The sequence below is a fragment of the Agathobaculum sp. Marseille-P7918 genome (genome assembly GCF_900625105.1).
In the GTDB taxonomy this organism is placed as follows: domain Bacteria; phylum Bacillota; class Clostridia; order Oscillospirales; family Butyricicoccaceae; genus Agathobaculum.
This window is the reverse complement of sequence record NZ_UYYD01000010.1, coordinates 23,907-38,213: the sequence shown is the minus strand read 5'-3', so window position 1 is coordinate 38,213 and position 14,307 is coordinate 23,907. Positions and strand designations below refer to the sequence as shown.

General features: G+C 60.2%; 14 protein-coding genes. 6 read left to right on the top strand and 8 right to left on the bottom strand.

The genetic code is table 11. From position 1 onward, the window contains the following. Window positions 1-61: 61 nt before the first annotated feature. From purE to csaB, 3 genes are all read right to left on the bottom strand, one after another. Complete coding sequence (gene purE / locus EJL02_RS11605; protein WP_125116557.1) at window positions 62-553, bottom strand: 5-(carboxyamino)imidazole ribonucleotide mutase; 492 nt, start codon at window positions 551-553, stop codon at window positions 62-64. Window positions 554-827: 274 nt separating this feature from the next. After that, window positions 828-2,006, bottom strand: coding sequence for a glycosyltransferase (locus EJL02_RS11600; protein WP_164510411.1), 1,179 nt, complete (start codon window positions 2,004-2,006; stop codon window positions 828-830). Beyond that, window positions 2,003-4,243, bottom strand: coding sequence for a polysaccharide pyruvyl transferase CsaB (gene csaB / locus EJL02_RS11595; RefSeq protein WP_243114475.1), 2,241 nt, complete (start codon window positions 4,241-4,243; stop codon window positions 2,003-2,005). Before csaB ends, EJL02_RS11600 begins: the two co-directional genes overlap by 4 nt. Window positions 4,244-4,413: 170 nt before the next feature. Here csaB and EJL02_RS11590 point away from each other — a divergent pair, with 170 nt between their 5' ends. The 5 genes from EJL02_RS11590 to EJL02_RS11570 all read left to right on the top strand — a co-directional run bounded on the left by EJL02_RS11590 (window position 4,414) and on the right by EJL02_RS11570 (window position 9,939). Beyond that, window positions 4,414-5,859: a lipopolysaccharide biosynthesis protein gene (locus tag EJL02_RS11590; RefSeq protein ID WP_164510410.1), complete on the top strand. Its 1,446-nt coding sequence runs from the start codon at window positions 4,414-4,416 to the stop codon at window positions 5,857-5,859. Between the two features lie 118 nt (window positions 5,860-5,977). Continuing rightward, window positions 5,978-7,303 carry an aspartate--tRNA(Asn) ligase gene (aspS, locus tag EJL02_RS11585; protein ID WP_125116553.1) on the top strand — a complete coding sequence of 442 codons (1,326 nt, stop codon included), beginning with the start codon at window positions 5,978-5,980 and terminating at the stop codon, window positions 7,301-7,303. 169 nt (window positions 7,304-7,472) lie between these two features. Beyond that, window positions 7,473-8,009, top strand: a complete 537-nt coding sequence (locus tag EJL02_RS11580) for an RNA polymerase sigma factor (protein WP_125116552.1) — start codon at window positions 7,473-7,475, stop codon at window positions 8,007-8,009. Beyond that, window positions 7,990-9,399: a hypothetical protein gene (locus EJL02_RS11575; protein WP_125116551.1), complete on the top strand. Its 1,410-nt coding sequence runs from the start codon at window positions 7,990-7,992 to the stop codon at window positions 9,397-9,399. The genes EJL02_RS11580 and EJL02_RS11575 overlap by 20 nt, the downstream gene beginning before the upstream one ends. A 297-nt stretch (window positions 9,400-9,696) precedes the next feature. Beyond that, window positions 9,697-9,939, top strand: a complete 243-nt coding sequence (locus EJL02_RS11570) for an HPr family phosphocarrier protein (RefSeq protein WP_125116550.1) — start codon at window positions 9,697-9,699, stop codon at window positions 9,937-9,939. An 84-nt stretch (window positions 9,940-10,023) separates the two neighbouring features. Here the strand turns inward: EJL02_RS11570 and EJL02_RS11565 are convergent, their stop codons facing one another. Genes EJL02_RS11565 through EJL02_RS11550 form a run of 4 tightly spaced genes read right to left on the bottom strand, consistent with a single transcriptional unit; the run spans window position 10,024 to window position 12,895 of the window. Continuing rightward, the gene (locus EJL02_RS11565; RefSeq protein ID WP_125116549.1) at window positions 10,024-11,088 is read right to left on the bottom strand and encodes an aminopeptidase P family protein; all 1,065 of its coding nucleotides are present in this window, start codon (window positions 11,086-11,088) and stop codon (window positions 10,024-10,026) included. A gap of 10 nt (window positions 11,089-11,098) precedes the next feature. Beyond that, the gene (gene aroQ / locus EJL02_RS11560) at window positions 11,099-11,533 is read right to left on the bottom strand and encodes a type II 3-dehydroquinate dehydratase (protein ID WP_125116548.1); all 435 of its coding nucleotides are present in this window, start codon (window positions 11,531-11,533) and stop codon (window positions 11,099-11,101) included. Next, window positions 11,530-12,390 carry a TIM barrel protein gene (locus EJL02_RS11555; RefSeq protein WP_125116547.1) on the bottom strand — a complete coding sequence of 287 codons (861 nt, stop codon included), beginning with the start codon at window positions 12,388-12,390 and terminating at the stop codon, window positions 11,530-11,532. Before EJL02_RS11555 ends, aroQ begins: the two co-directional genes overlap by 4 nt. Further along, window positions 12,383-12,895 carry a YqeG family HAD IIIA-type phosphatase gene (locus EJL02_RS11550; protein WP_125116546.1) on the bottom strand — a complete coding sequence of 171 codons (513 nt, stop codon included), beginning with the start codon at window positions 12,893-12,895 and terminating at the stop codon, window positions 12,383-12,385. Before EJL02_RS11550 ends, EJL02_RS11555 begins: the two co-directional genes overlap by 8 nt. A gap of 128 nt (window positions 12,896-13,023) precedes the next feature. On the opposite strand from EJL02_RS11550, the gene EJL02_RS11545 reads away from it, so the two are divergent. Further along, window positions 13,024-13,794 (top strand): hypothetical protein, encoded by a 771-nt coding sequence (locus EJL02_RS11545; protein WP_125116545.1) that lies wholly within the window; start codon window positions 13,024-13,026, stop codon window positions 13,792-13,794. Here EJL02_RS11545 and ybaK read toward each other — a convergent pair. After that, complete coding sequence (ybaK, locus tag EJL02_RS11540; protein ID WP_125116544.1) at window positions 13,781-14,260, bottom strand: Cys-tRNA(Pro) deacylase; 480 nt, start codon at window positions 14,258-14,260, stop codon at window positions 13,781-13,783. The genes EJL02_RS11545 and ybaK overlap by 14 nt on opposite strands. Between the last annotated feature and the right edge of the window lie 47 nt (window positions 14,261-14,307).

Sequence of the window (14,307 nt, the reverse complement as noted above, 5' to 3'; positions counted from 1 at the left end):
CATTTTGTTTTGGGTTGTACCCGGCGTGCGGCAATGGTTCCGCCCGCCGCGCCTTTACCCTTTATGCAAACTGTGCCTTGACCTTTTCGTCCTTTGCCATGACTTCGTCTGCCATGTCCTTCTTGAACTGTGCAAGCTTGTCCGCCAGCGCGTCGTCCGACAGGGCGATCATCTGCGCGGCCAGAATGGCTGCGTTGTCCGCGCCGTCGATCGCAACGGTCGCCACCGGGATACCCTTGGGCATCTGCACGATGGAGAGCAGGCTGTCCATGCCGCCCATGACGCTCGTACCCATCGGCACGCCGATGACCGGCAGGGTCGTGTTGGCCGCCAGCACGCCGCCCAAATGGGCCGCCTTGCCCGCTGCCGCGATGATGACGCCAAAGCCGTCCGCCTTCGCGTTTTGAGACAGCTGCTCCGCCACCGCCGGCGTGCGGTGTGCAGAACAAATGCGCACTTCGGTCGGGATGTCAAACGACTTCAGGCGATCGATGCACTTTTCCATCACCTTCAGGTCGCTGTCCGAGCCCATGATGACCAGTACTTTTTTCATCTGCGATTCCTCCTCAAAAACAAATGAGGACACGGATATACCCGTGTCCTATATGTGCTCAATGTGCTGCACCAATACCCGAAATCATGCACGAATGCCCGGGCATTTCCACTGTTTTGATCAAGAAAACACTGCCGGTCATGGGTGCACCTCTTTCTCTCGGATGATCGGTGAAGATACACTATTATTTTATCGAATGCAGCCGTGCATTGCAAGCATTTTACATGGTTTTTTCGTGTTTTGTACGAATGCCCAAAGATATCCGCCGCGCGCGTCAGCTTTCGTGCAGAACGCCCTTGGCATATAATACGGCTTCCATCTGGTGCACGCGCTCGGTCCACGAGCACTGCGCGCCGTACGCCAAGCGTTTTTGCACCTTTTCCGGATCGTTTTCCGCCGCGGCAGCGTCGCACAGCGAGAGAAATTCGTCCGCATTGTGCGCAATGTAGACCACGTCCTTGAAATCCTCTACCTGCAGCGGCTCGCGTGTGGAAACCACCGGTTTGCCGGTCGCCAGATACTCATAGAATTTCAGCGGCGACACATCCTTGCTCAAAGCACCCGCACGGAACACGTTCAGGCACACGTCCATCTGCGCAAGGTACGCGGGCAGCTCGGGCTGCGGCACCAGACCGTGGAACACGATGTTGGGATACTGCCGCAGATGCGTCAGGTCGACGCCCGGCAGCGTACGGCCAATGAGGAAGATTGTCGCGTCCGGCCGTTCTTTCGCCAGCTTTTCGATCAGCGCGTAGTCGATACACTCCTGCAGCATGCCGACAAAGCCGAACACCGGATGTTTCAGATTCTTCATATCCTCCGGGCAGGACAGCGTGTCCTTTTCCGTCTGCACGCGCGAGAAGATCTCGTACGCTGCGCCGTTCGGGATCATTTTGGTCGTCGGGTTGATTTTTTCGAGCGTTTCGGCCAGACCGACCGCGGTCGCAAACACCTGATCGGCGGGCTTTGCTAGGTCGCGCTCCATCTGATCGACGACCGCCGGGTTGATGTGACCCTTATAGGCCGAATGGCGGTCCACGCAGTCATACACCAACGCGCGATGCGGAATGTGCTCCACAATGTCGCACGAGGACGGCGAGTAGCACCACAGCACGGTCTCGTCCCCGAAGCCATGCTCGCGCATCTTCTGCCGCACAAAGGCAGCCTGCCGCTTCTGGTTGATCTTGTTAACCCAACGGAACTTGTTGAAGAACGGCAGAACGGGCGGCAGCGCGTACACCGTGATGTTTTCGTGTCCCTCGACCTTTTCGCCCGGCTGCTTGTATTTCTTGAGATAGGCGGACGCTTTTTTGTCCTTGAGCGGTGCGATCAGCGACACCGGCGGGTCAAAATACAGCACCTCGCTGTTCCGCAGACGGCTCATCACGTTCTGTTTGCGCGTGGGCAGCGGGTGATAGTTGGTGGTTGAAAGGCAAACGACATGGTTTTTCATTGTGCTGCCTCCTCCTTTTCGTTTTGAATGCCAAGCAGTGTCGCGGCGCCGCGCACATTTTCGTGCTCGCGCTCGCGCAGCAGCTTGGCGTTGCGCCGCACTTCCTCGTCCAGCGCACCGGACAGGCATTTATCGATCAGGTGGCACAGCTCATCCGCCCGCACCTCGCGCAGCTGCAAGCAGGTGCTGCTGCCGATATACTTAAGGAAGCTGTCCACCTTGATATCATAGCTCATGCCGACGACCGGCACACCCTGCCCCGCCGAGAACATCAGCGAATGCAGGCGGATGCCGACCACGGTCTGCATGCGCGCGAGGATGCCGATGGTCACCTCGATCGGCTGCCGCGTGCGCACCGCGTACCACGGGCAATGCAGCAGCGCGCCCACCCGCTCGGCAGGCGTCAGGTCGCTCGGGAACTCGATCGGCACAAACACCGGCGTCAGGCCGTGCTTTTCATAGGCATAATCCGCCGCCGCCGCGATCGCGGGCAGCGCCGCGTCCAGCCCCTTCCAGTTGCGCAGGCCGAAACCGATATACTTGCCCTCCGGGTCGATGCCGCTCTGTTCGAGCGCAAGGTTGACGATCTCGCGCGGCGCGGGGTCGAGGATGATGGTCGGATCGGCGGACACGCGGATATCCGGCCGGGTCACGCCCATGCGCGCCAGCTCCTGCCGGGAGTTTTCGTCGCGCAGCGTGATGCGGTCAACCGATCCATCGATGGTTTTGGCCGCCATCTTTCGGTTGCCCGCCCGGTTGATCGGGCCGATGCCGCAGCCGTACATCATGACCTTGCAGCCGCGCTTTTTCGCCGCGCGCAGCGTGTAGCAGTAATACCAGATCGAACGGGTCGAGGTCACGTCCTGCATGAGTGTGCCGCCGCCGTTGATATAGAGTGCCGCGCGGCGGAAGCGCCGCAGAACGGAAAAGATATTGAAGGTATACACCGCGCCCGTGCGGTAAGTGAGCTTTGTCTCCTTGGGCCGGCGGGACATGACACAGATCGTGCGCTCGGGGTCGAGCGCGCGCATCTCCTGCACGATGGCCTCCAGAATCGCGTCGTCGCCCGCGTTGCCGCGGCCATACGCGCCGCAGATGACGATGCTCTCGCGCTCGTCCTTGGGGCGGTGGAAGCGCGCGAGCAGATGCCGGTAGTTAGCCTCCTGCCGCTCGCACATTTTGTCTTTGGAAAAATTGCTCGACGCCTTTTCATACAGCGCCTGCGCAAAGGTCTCGCGCAGCGCAGCGTCGTTTGCCAGCCGCGTCATATATTCGCTCAGCTTTTTGTCGTCCCCGACCGGGAAAATATAACCATTTTCACCCGTGTCGATCAGCTCGGGCATGCCGCCGACGTCCGAGCAAATGGTCGCGCACCCCGCGCAGACGCCCTCCAGAATGGAATACGGGAAGGTTTCGGACACCGAGGACAGGACGTTAATATCCATCGCGCGGAAAAACGGCTCCACAGGCGAGACCCAGCCGCAGAACGTCACACGCTCGGAAACGCCGAGCTGGTCGGCGAGCTTGCGGAGCATGTCCTCATCCTCGCCCTCGCCTGCGATGAACAGACGCAGCTGCGGCGCGCTTTGCAAGGCTGCGGCAAAGGCGCGCACGGTCGTCGCAATGTCCTTGACCGCGGTCAGACGCGCGGCAATGCCGCACAGCACGTCCCCTTCCTCGATCTCCGCGCCGTAGTTTTCTTTGAGATACTGGGCGCGGTCAAATTCGCCCTCCGGCCGCCGGAACTCCATGCCGTTATAGATCTTAACGATGCGCTCGGGATCAAAGCCGCGCTCGATCAGGGTGCGCGCCATGCGGTCGGCCACCGGCTGATAAAAATCCAGAAAGCGCAGCGCCACTGCATTGGCCGCGCCGAACGTATGCTGCTTGAGCGGGTTGCCGAGGTAGTCCAGCTTATAATCCGAGTGGACGGTCGTCACGACCGGCACGCGGCGCGTGCGGCGCACCATCGCGCCCATCAGATTGGCGCGGCCGCCGTGGCAGTGGATGATGTCCGGCCGGAACTGGTCCACCAGATCGCGCATCGCCCGCGCCGCACGGAACGGGTTGTGCCGCTCGATCACGCGCACATCGATGCCGCGCTCACGCGCCTCGTCCGCGAACGGGCCGGCGCGGAAGGAAATCAGCATCACATCATTGCGTCTGGCAAGCCCGGTGACGGTATTCATAATTTGGGTCTTGGCGCCGCCCACGTCGCCGCCGCCCATCACATGCATCACTCGCAAAACAGATTCCTCCAAAGGACATTTTCTCACAGATACAGACAGTATAGCACGAAAAGAACGCAAATGCAAAACACAAGTCGCGGTGTTTACAAACCGTTATTTGTTTTTGCCCCCAAACCATGCTATACTATATCTATCTGACCGAAAGCGAGGGTTTCCCTTTGTCCTCAAAAAACACCATGACACGCGACGCGATGCTGTTTCTGCCCGCGAAGGTCATTGAAGGCCTGCTGGTAATCGCGTGTACCTCCCTGTATACCCACCTGTTTTACGAATCCACGGTCGGCACGTTCAACTTCATCAATTTCAACGTGCAGATCGCCTATCTGATTCTGGCCGGATGGATGGCAAACGCCGCCACCCGCTATGTCGGAGAGGAATTCGGCAAGGATCAGGGCCGCGGCCTGTTTTCCACGGTCTCGACCATCTACCTGATCATCTGTGCGGCCGTCGCAGTATTCTGCTGCGGCGCGGCCATCCTGCTGTGCGATCCGCTGTATCTGGGATTCATGACCATGTTTTTCAGCTACACGATCTTCCAGATCCTCAACGCCGCACTCATCCAGCTCGGCCGGATGCGGGCCTCGATTTCGCTGAGCCTGACCTCGGCCGGCCTCAAGCTGCTGGTCGCCTACGCGCTGGTGTTCGGCATGCGCAACCCTGCGTCCCCCTTCCCCGCCATCTGTGCCAACACCGTGGCGGACGGCGTGGCCGGGATCGGTGCGGTGCTCGCGCTTGGTCTGCCGTCGATCGCGCGGCTGCGCTGGTTCTCGCGCGATCTGCTGAACAAATTCCTACGTTTCGGCGTGCCGCTGATGGGCGTTTCCATCTCGGTCACGCTGCTCAACCAGATCGACAAATATCTGGTGGTCGGCTTTTTCGATATGGATGTTTACGGCATCTATTCCTCCAACAACTCGATCGCGTCCGGCCTGTTCACCATGATCTCGGTCGGCATCATGCGCGGCGTCTATCCCGCGGTGCTGCGCGCGTGGCGTGAGGGCGGCCGCGAAACGGCCAAGCCCCTGCTCGATCAGGGCGTGCGGCTGTACCTGCTGATCGCCGTGCCGGCCGTGACCGGACTGACGGCGGTCGCGCTGCCGATGTCGCGCGTGCTGTTCGCCAAAGGGTATGACGCGGGCGCGCCGGTCATCGCGTATACCGCGCTGGCCATGCTGTTCATGGGATTGACCGAATACGCCAACAAGGCGTACGAGCTCGAGCAGTCCACGGTTTCCGTGCTGCAGAACAGCGCGGCGGCAGCGGTCATCAAGGTGATCTCCAGCGTCCTGCTGCTGCAGGCCGTCGGCTTCACGGGCGGCGCCATCGGTTCGATCGTCGCCTTCGCATCCTACTTTTTCATCACTTGCGCGCGGGTGCGCCGCCGCTTTTTGTTCCGCGTTCCCGCCAAAAACATCATTCGCATCGTGGTTTCCGCCCTGCTGTGCGGCGCGGCGGCCTTTGCCTGCACGATGCTGCCGGTGAGCAACCTGCTGCGGCTGGTGTGCGCCGTGCCTGCGGGCGCGGTGGTCTATGCAGTCTGCATCGTCGCCAGCGGCGAAGGACGCGCGGAAATGCAAGCCGTCCTGCGCAAGCTCAAGCGGTAAATCCAATTTTTCCGTTGAAATTCCCACCTTTTTCTCTCAAAAATCTTGTCTATCCCGCAAATCAATGGTATAATATGACCCTGTATGAAAATGCTGAAATAGAGAGGCGTTAATGATTATGGAAATGATTCACGAAGCGGGCCAGTACGTCGATACGGTCAAGCGCGTCTGCGATGCAGTCGGCGGCGAAGTTACGTTCCGCGGCACGGTACACCGCGTGCGCGACATGTCGGACTTTGCGTTCGTCATCATGCGCGTCGAGCGCGGCCTGATCCAGTGCACCTTCCAGGGCGATGAGATCGGCGGCATCAAGCGCAGCGAAATCAAGGATGCGCTGGTGCTCGAAGTGACCGGCACGGTGCGCGAAGAGCCGCGCGCCGAACACGGCGTGGAGGTCGTGCTCAGCGCGATCCAGGTGCTTGCCCGTCCGTACGACCAGCTACCGGTGCCGCTGGGCAAGAAGTATATGGGCCTGTCGCTCGACGTTGACCTGCCGCTGCGTCCGATCACGCTGCGCCATCCGCGCAAGCAGGCGGTATTCCGCGTGCAGGGCGCGATCGCGGACGGCTTTGCACAGTATATGCAGTCGCAGGGCTTCACCCACATCCACACCCCCAAGATCGTGGTTGCGGGCGCGGAAGGCGGCGCAAACCTGTTCAAGCTGGATTACTTCGGCCAGCCGGCCTATCTGGCGCAGTCCCCGCAGTTCCACAAGCAGTATCTGGCCGGCGCGTTCGGCCGCGTGTTTGAGATCGGCAGCGTATACCGCGCCGAGCGCCACAACACCTCGCGCCACTTAAACGAATATATCGGCCTGGACTTCGAGATGGCGTATATCGACTCGATGTACGACGTTATGGCAATGGAGACCGGCATGCTCAAGTATGTGATGGCGTACGTCAAGGAGCACTGCCCGGAAGAACTTGAGATGCTGAAAACCGATGTGCCGGAGATCACCGAGATCCCGACCATCCGCTTCCACGAAGCCAAGCAGATCATGGAAGAGAAATACGGCCACAAGTCCAAGAACCGCTACGACCTCAACCCGGATGAGGAAGTGCTGCTCTGCCAGTGGGCCAAGGAAGAGCACGGCAGTGATTTCGTGTTCGTCACCCACTTCCCGTCTGCTAAGCGCCCGTTCTACGCGATGGACGATCCGGAAGATCCCAAGCTCGCGCTGTCGTTTGACCTGCTGTTCCGCGGTCTGGAAATCACGACCGGCGGCCAGCGTATCCACGACTATCAGCAGCAGATCGCCAAGCTGGAAGCGCGCAAGATGAACGTCGAGCTGTTTGAGTCCTTCACCATGCTGCACAAGTACGGCATGCCGCCGCACGGCGGTCTGGGCATCGGCCTGGAGCGCCTGACCATGCAGCTGCTCGGTCTGAACAATGTGCGTGAAGCGTCCATGTTCCCGCGTGACATGAACCGCCTCGAGCCGTAATCCCATTTCAAAAGAAAGAGCCGTCGGAATGCACAATTCCGGCGGCTCTTTTTGTTGTCTTTCACGAATATTCGTAACAAAACGGAAAAATATCCGAAACCCCTGTCACAAAACGCGCCCCACATCCGTTATAACGGGTGAACATGTTCCTACGAAAGGGGGCGCAGTCATGGACGCCCGCCCATTGGACGAGCGCTTTGCCAGCGGCAGCGAGGCAGCGCTCGCAGATGCAATTGCACTATACGGTCAGCCGCTCCTGCGGTACTGTCACCACATCCTGTGCGACTATCACGAAGCGCAGGACGCCGTGCAGACGACCTTCATCAAAGCTTATGACAACCATCGCCGGTTCCGTCCGGGCACCAGCCTGAGCGCATGGCTGTACCGCCTTGCCTACACGACCTGCGTGGACATGCTGCGCCATCGTAAGCGCCAGCTGGTCACGCCGCCGCCCGTGGCGTCCGATCCGGATTATATCGGCGAGGACCTGCGGCGCGCGTTGGAAACGCTCTCACCCGAGCAGCGCGCGCTGGTATACAGCCGTGTCATTGAACAGCGCAGCTTTGACGCACTTGCCGTCATTTACGGCAGGCCGGCCGCTACTCTGCGCAAGCGGTACGAACGCGCACGCAAAAAGCTGGCCCAAGCGCTGGAGGGGACGCCGGCAGAAAGGAGGAGCAAGTCGTATGAAACTCACACCGGATGACCTGCGGATCCGTCAGGCACTCGAACAGATCGAGACCCCGATGTACGACATTGCCGGCGCCGTGCGCGAGCAGCGTGCCCGCCGCAGCCACCGCATGCCGCTGCGCAGCCCGCAGCGCATTCTGGCCGCTGTCCTTGCCGCCGTCCTGCTGACGGCGACCGCAGCCGCTGCCATGGTGCAGCTTTCCGGCGGCTGGAACGCCTTGTTCGGGCGGGGCGTGATGATGCCGGACGGTTTGGCTACGCCCGTATGGCAAACGCAGACGGTCGATGGATGCACTATTACGCTGGAGGACGCCATCGTCAGCGAACAACAGGTCGCCGTGCTCTATTCCTTCCGCTATGAGGACGGCTCGGACATCCACGGCGATTCCCGCATGACCATGCTGGGCGATGCCTCCCTGCTGATGGACGGCTCGGAGGAGTACTGCGTTTCGTCGAGCGGCACGGGTTCGCTTGACAGCACCGACCCGTCGGTCGAATACTATTACAGCGCCTTTTCGCTGACCGAAGACCCCGGCGACCGGCAGCTGACGCTGACGATCGAGCCGGCCTCCACCATGGAGCAAACCGACTCGCTGCCCGCGCCGGTCGATCTGGCCGCGATCTATCGCTCGCATCCGGTTTCCTTGCAGGAAGAGGACAGCGGTGCGCAGCGTCTGGCCGCCCTCCAGCAGCAGGACTGCACCAACGCCCTCCTGCCGCAGTCCTACCAATCGCCCGAGATCCAATTTGCCGGCGTCGCCTTTGAGGGCGACCTTTTGTGCGTTTCGCTGCGCATGCCCGAACGCAATCTGTACGACAGCGTAGCCGCGCAAATTGATTCCCTGCGGGATATCCGCACCGGCCGTCTGTACTTCGGTTCGCAGCACGGCTACGGCGATGCCGACTGCGACACGGAACTGTACGAGACCCAGTTTGAGGGGCTGACCGAGCAGGATCTGCCCTATCTGGAGCCGCAGATCTCCTATCAGCGCTTCACCCCGCTGACCAAAGACGGCTGGTCGTTTTCCTTCTGCGCGCCGAGCGCACAAACGCTGACGCGCCAGCTGAATCTGAACGCCGCCAACGACATGCATCTGACCGGACTGACCATTTCGCCGCTCGGTCTGGAGCTGACCGGCACAATGCCGATCGACTCCGCCTCTAAGGAACATTCGTTCTTTTACGACCGGCAGGCGCCAACCGTAACGCTTGTCCTGCGGGATGGCACCATCGTAAAAACCGCAGCACGCGGCAGTTCACTCAGTTCCGGCAGCACAGATGCCGCAACAGCAGAGTTCGGCATCGAGTATGAATTTCAGGCTGGATCGGAAAGCCGCCGCTTTTTGAAAACCGAAACGATTGCGGCTGTTCGCATCGATCAATTCACCATTTCGATAGAAGAGTAGAAAGCCCGTGGGGGCAAACAGTGCCGGACGGTGTGGGGCCGTCCGGTCCGGAATGTAACAGCCTGCTGATACGCAGGCTGTTGTTTTTTTGTTATATTATTGTGAAATTCGCACATTGCACAGTTTTTCTGCGCACTTTTTGTGCATAAAACACAAGTTTTATGCAATGCACACGAATCCACGCTTCAAAATGATGAAAAATGCCGAATGGCGCAAAAAACTCTTTTCTTTCCGCATTTTTATGCTATAATGTTAGCAGAAAAGGAAAAACGCGTTTTTGAAATGGAGGTAATTTTTATGACCAGAGGTATTCGTGTTAAGAATACGGACGACATTCAGAAGATCAACAAGATCGTCACCAAGTACGGCTTCGACATCTGGATTCACGGCAAGAGCGGCATGGTAGACGCCAAGAGCCTGCTCGGCATGTTCCTGCTGTCCCTCAACGAGCCCCTGCAGATCGTGCTGGAGGATGACGTTGACCCGACCGCACTGTTCAAGGATCTGGCTGATTATCTGGAAATCGAAGACGAAGACTAATCTCTTCCTCCTATCGGTTACTTAACATGCAAAGCACCGGAAACGAAATTCGTTTCCGGTGCTTTTTTCTGTCTGATGGTACCCTTACAAAATACGCAGCGTTTTAGGCGCCTCGGTCAGGTTGATGCAGCCGTCCTCGATGACATACAGCATGTCCTCGATGCGCACGCCGAACTTGCCCGGCAGATAGATGCCCGGTTCCGCGGTCAGGATGCTGCCTGCCGGCAGCGGCATTTCCGACCGCACGGAAGCATTCGGCGCCTCGTGGATCTCCAGACCGACGCCGTGACCAAAGCCATGGCCAAACGCATCGCCGTAGCCCGCCTGCTCGATCACGCGGCGCGCCGCGCCATCCACCTCAGAGCCGGGCACGCCCGCCTTGCACACCGCGATGCCTGCCAGCTGTGCATCCAGCACGGTGTCATATACGCGCTGCATCTCCTCGGTCACATGATCGACCGCGACCGTACGCGTCATATCCGAGCAATAGCCGTCCACGATGCAGCCGAAATCCATCGTCACAAAATCGCCCGCGGCGATGGTTTTCTCGGTCGGCACGCCATGCGGCTTGGAGCTGTTCGCGCCCGATACCACGATCGGGTCGAACGACATATTCTCCGCCCCGTAATGCAGCATCAGATAGGTCAGGCGCGCGGCGATCTCCTTTTCGGTCACGCCGATGCGGATGTCGTTCATGACCTCCTCAAACGCCTGCTCGGCAATGCGCTGCGCCGCAACGATCTTTTGCACCTCGTCGTCCTCTTTGACCACACGCAGGCAGGCCACGCCGTCCTCCAGCCGCATGGCGGTCGCGTGCAGCGCGGAAGCCCATGTCATGTACTCCGCATAGGTCAGCGTCCCGTCCTCGAGCGCAACCGTTTTGACGCCGTCCTGCTCGATCAGCTCGTTGATCGCCGCGGTATAACTGCGGCCGCCGCCGATCTCCCGCACCTCAAAGTCCGTCACCGCGGCGCGCGCCGCTTCGACATAACGGAAATCCGTGAAGAACACTGCCTGCTTCGCGGACAGATACACCGCACCCGCGGTCGAGTGGAAACCGGTCGCATAGCGGCGGTTGACTTCGCTCGTCAGCACCAGCGCGTCATAGGGCGCTTCGAGCAAAAGCTCCTGCAATTCCTTTCGTTTCATTTTTGTCGCCTCACCCAATGATTGCCTTGACCGCATCCACGGCCAGCAGATAGCTGTGCTTGCCGAAGCCCGCAATCGAACCCGCACAGACCGGCCCGATGACCGACTTGTGGCGGAATTCCTCGCGCGCATCCACATTGGACATATGCACCTCTACGGCAGGCAGCCGCACCGCCGCAATCGCGTCCCGCAGAGCGTAGCTGTAATGCGTATACGCGCCCGCGTTGATGATGATGGCGTCGCAGTCTTCGCGCGCGGCATGGATGCGGTCGATGAGCGCGCCCTCCGAATTGGACTGAAACACCGCGCAGTCCATTCCCAGCCGCTGGCACTTGGTCACGACCTCCGCATTGATGGTGGCCAGCGTTTCCGAGCCGTAAATGCCCGGCTCGCGCTGACCGGTCAAATTGATATTGGGTCCATGGATCAGCAGCACTTTTTTCATTTTTCTATCTCCTTTTGAAAAATTTGCATCATGGTCACGGCATCCTCGGCCTGTGTGCCGGCCGACTCGCAGATAAACGTCGGGGTGTAGCCGCGTGCCGCGGCCTCCTGTGCAACCGGCGCAAAATCCGGTCCGTACGCGGTGTCGGCAAAGGTCAGGTGCCGCACCTCTCCCTTGTCGTTATATTCAATATGCGAGAAATGCGCGTGCAGCACACGCGTGCGTTCAACACCGATGGTGTTTTCCATCAGGTCAAACAGGCGTTTTACATCCTCCCGCGTGGACATGCCGCCGCCTGTGCGGCAATTGAGATGCCCGAAGTCGATGCAGGGCAGCAGACGCTCATCCGCTGCGACCAGCTCGCAGACCTCCTCTGCCGAGCCGAGCACGCTCTTTTTTCCCATGGTTTCCAGGCAGACCGTGCAGCCGGTCAGATGGGCTTCCTCGAGCGCGCGCAGAATGTTTTTCACATTCTCATGCGTGTTGCGCATCGCGCGCTCGCGCGTCAGCTTGCCCTGTCCGCCGCAGTGCACCACCATGCGCGTCGCGCCGAGCGGCACAGCCAGCTTGGCTGTCTCCATCACATAGCCGACGTTTTTCTCCATGCGCTCGCTTTCCTCCGAGGAAAGGTTGATAAAGTACGGCGCGTGGATGCTCATGGCGATGCCGTGCAGAGCCGCCGCCGCGCCGATCTTGCGCGCGGTCTCCTCCCCGCAGCGCACGCCGCGGCCACACTGATATTCAAACGCGGTCAGCCCCTTGGCTGCCAGCCACGCGGGCGCGTCCTCGCTTTTTTTGAACCCTTCGGCGGCAAAGGACTCAGAATTGCCCGCCGGACCGAATTTCGCCTCACTCATGCCGTTCCCTCGCTTCCATTCTGTGCTTGCCGCGCTCGATGAATCCGCGCTCGATCTGATAGCGCAGATTGATCCAGAACGAATGCCGGTCGAGCGTCTGCACATAACAGGTCAGCGCGCCGACGCGGTTGCCGCCCAGCACATCGGTAAAAATCTGATCGCCGATCACGGCGACCTGTGTCAGCGGCAGCCCCAACCGCTCGGCTGCACGGCGGAAGCCGAATGCCAGCGGCTTGGCCGCCCGGCAATGGTACTCCGCGCCCAGCGCCTGACAGAATTTGCGCACACGCGTCTCGCGATTGTTGGAAAACACCAGCACGCGCAGCCCGGCTTCGCGCAGCGTCTGCACAAACGGCGCCAGCGTATCCGGCGGCAGCGCGGCCTTACGTGAGGCCATCGTCCCGTCCAGGTCGATCAGCACGCCGCGCACCCCGTGCTGCTGCAGCAGCGCGGGCGTAATATCATAAATGGATTCAAACACATAATCCGGAATCAGTTTGCTCATTCGTTCACTCCTGCGTTCTCACTTTGGCGGGTGCCACATATAGTGTAATAGAATTTGTCCAAAAAGTCCAGTGCAGCGCCGCTCTCCCCACCATGCGCCGCTGCCCGAACACAAGGGAGTCGATCATGATGGTATATACGAAAAATCTGGTGCTGGTATGCACCGGCCGGGATACGGCACGCGCAGCCGGGCAGGGCATGCCCGTGCTGCACCTTTGTCTGGGCATCACGCCCAAAGGCGCCTTGCAGCGGCTGCAGCTTCCCACCGCGCAGGCGCACTGCCTGCTGGGCTTATGCGACCCGCCGCTCGATCTGGCGATGTGCAACCCGGAACGGCTGGCGGCCGATCTGGTCTATGAAGCCCGTCGCACGGGCGCGCCCGGCGTATTCGCCGATTTTGAACACGATACCCCGCGCGGCCGCGCGCTGCTTGCGGCGTTCGACACCGCGCTGCACGATGCGGGCATCCCGTTTTTCGTCCCGCTTCCCTGCGGCCGCCAGCTGACGCACGCCATACTGACCACGCCGACCGCGCTCTCCGGCGGCAGTCTGACCGCCTACATTTCCTCTTTGCAGGGCATTTACGGCGCGGCGCGCATCGCAGCGTTCTTGCAGCCGGTCTCGCAGGATTTCATGCTGCCCTCCAACACGCCGAACGGCAAAACCCTGACCAAAACCGAGCGCGAAGCCCTGCTGACGCGCACCGGTGCGCAGACCTTTTTCTCGCGCGAGCTGTGCGCCAAATACTTCACCTACACCGATCCCGACGGACGCGCGCACTTTGTGCTGTTCGACGATACCTCCACGCTCGAGGCCAAGCTCGCGCAGCTGGCCGGCTGCGGCGTGCAGACCGTGTTCGCACTGTTTCCGGATGCCGAAGAACTGCTCAGTCCGTCGTGATGGGCGCGGTTTTGGCCCGCGTCAGCGCGATCAAATCCGCCGGGGCGCACTCGATCTGGTAGCCGATCTTGCCCGCCGACACGATCACGGTCGGGATAGTGTTGACGCTCTCGTCAAACACAGTGGCAAACGCCTTTTTCATGCCCACCGGCGAGCAGCCGCCGCGCACATAGCCGGTCAGGCCCAGCAGCTCCTTGACATGCACCAGCTCCACCGACTTTTCTCCCGCGGCCTTGGCGGCCTTTTTCAGGTCAAGCTCTTTGGCCACCGGGATGACAAATACATGAAAACTGCCCGAGCGGCCGCGCGCGACCAGCGTTTTGAACACCTGATCGACGTTCAGTCCCAGCAGTTTGGACACGCTCACGCCGTCCACCGCTTCCTTGCCGTGCGGATATTCATGTGCGGTATACGCGATTTTATGCTGCTCGAGCACACGCATTACATTGGTTTTATCCGAAGCCATTGTTCTCGCTCCAATCTGCATTTTATACAGATATTATATCTTTTGTT

Excerpts from the sequence above, each read along its gene's own strand:
- purE (WP_125116557.1), bottom strand. The coding sequence starts at position 553 with ATGAAAAAAGTACTGGTCATCATGGGCTCGGACAGCGACCTGAAGGTG.
- EJL02_RS11600 (WP_164510411.1), bottom strand. The coding sequence starts at position 2,006 with ATGAAAAACCATGTCGTTTGCCTTTCAACCACCAACTATCACCCGCTG.
- csaB (WP_243114475.1), bottom strand. The coding sequence starts at position 4,243 with ATGCATGTGATGGGCGGCGGCGACGTGGGCGGCGCCAAGACCCAAATT.
- aspS (WP_125116553.1), top strand. The coding sequence starts at position 5,978 with ATGGAAATGATTCACGAAGCGGGCCAGTACGTCGATACGGTCAAGCGC.
- EJL02_RS11580 (WP_125116552.1), top strand. The coding sequence starts at position 7,473 with ATGGACGCCCGCCCATTGGACGAGCGCTTTGCCAGCGGCAGCGAGGCA.
- EJL02_RS11575 (WP_125116551.1), top strand. The coding sequence starts at position 7,990 with ATGAAACTCACACCGGATGACCTGCGGATCCGTCAGGCACTCGAACAG.
- EJL02_RS11570 (WP_125116550.1), top strand. The coding sequence starts at position 9,697 with ATGACCAGAGGTATTCGTGTTAAGAATACGGACGACATTCAGAAGATC.
- EJL02_RS11565 (WP_125116549.1), bottom strand. The coding sequence starts at position 11,088 with ATGAAACGAAAGGAATTGCAGGAGCTTTTGCTCGAAGCGCCCTATGAC.
- aroQ (WP_125116548.1), bottom strand. The coding sequence starts at position 11,533 with ATGAAAAAAGTGCTGCTGATCCATGGACCCAATATCAATTTGACCGGT.
- EJL02_RS11555 (WP_125116547.1), bottom strand. The coding sequence starts at position 12,390 with ATGAGTGAGGCGAAATTCGGTCCGGCGGGCAATTCTGAGTCCTTTGCC.
- EJL02_RS11550 (WP_125116546.1), bottom strand. The coding sequence starts at position 12,895 with ATGAGCAAACTGATTCCGGATTATGTGTTTGAATCCATTTATGATATT.
- EJL02_RS11545 (WP_125116545.1), top strand. The coding sequence starts at position 13,024 with ATGGTATATACGAAAAATCTGGTGCTGGTATGCACCGGCCGGGATACG.
- ybaK (WP_125116544.1), bottom strand. The coding sequence starts at position 14,260 with ATGGCTTCGGATAAAACCAATGTAATGCGTGTGCTCGAGCAGCATAAA.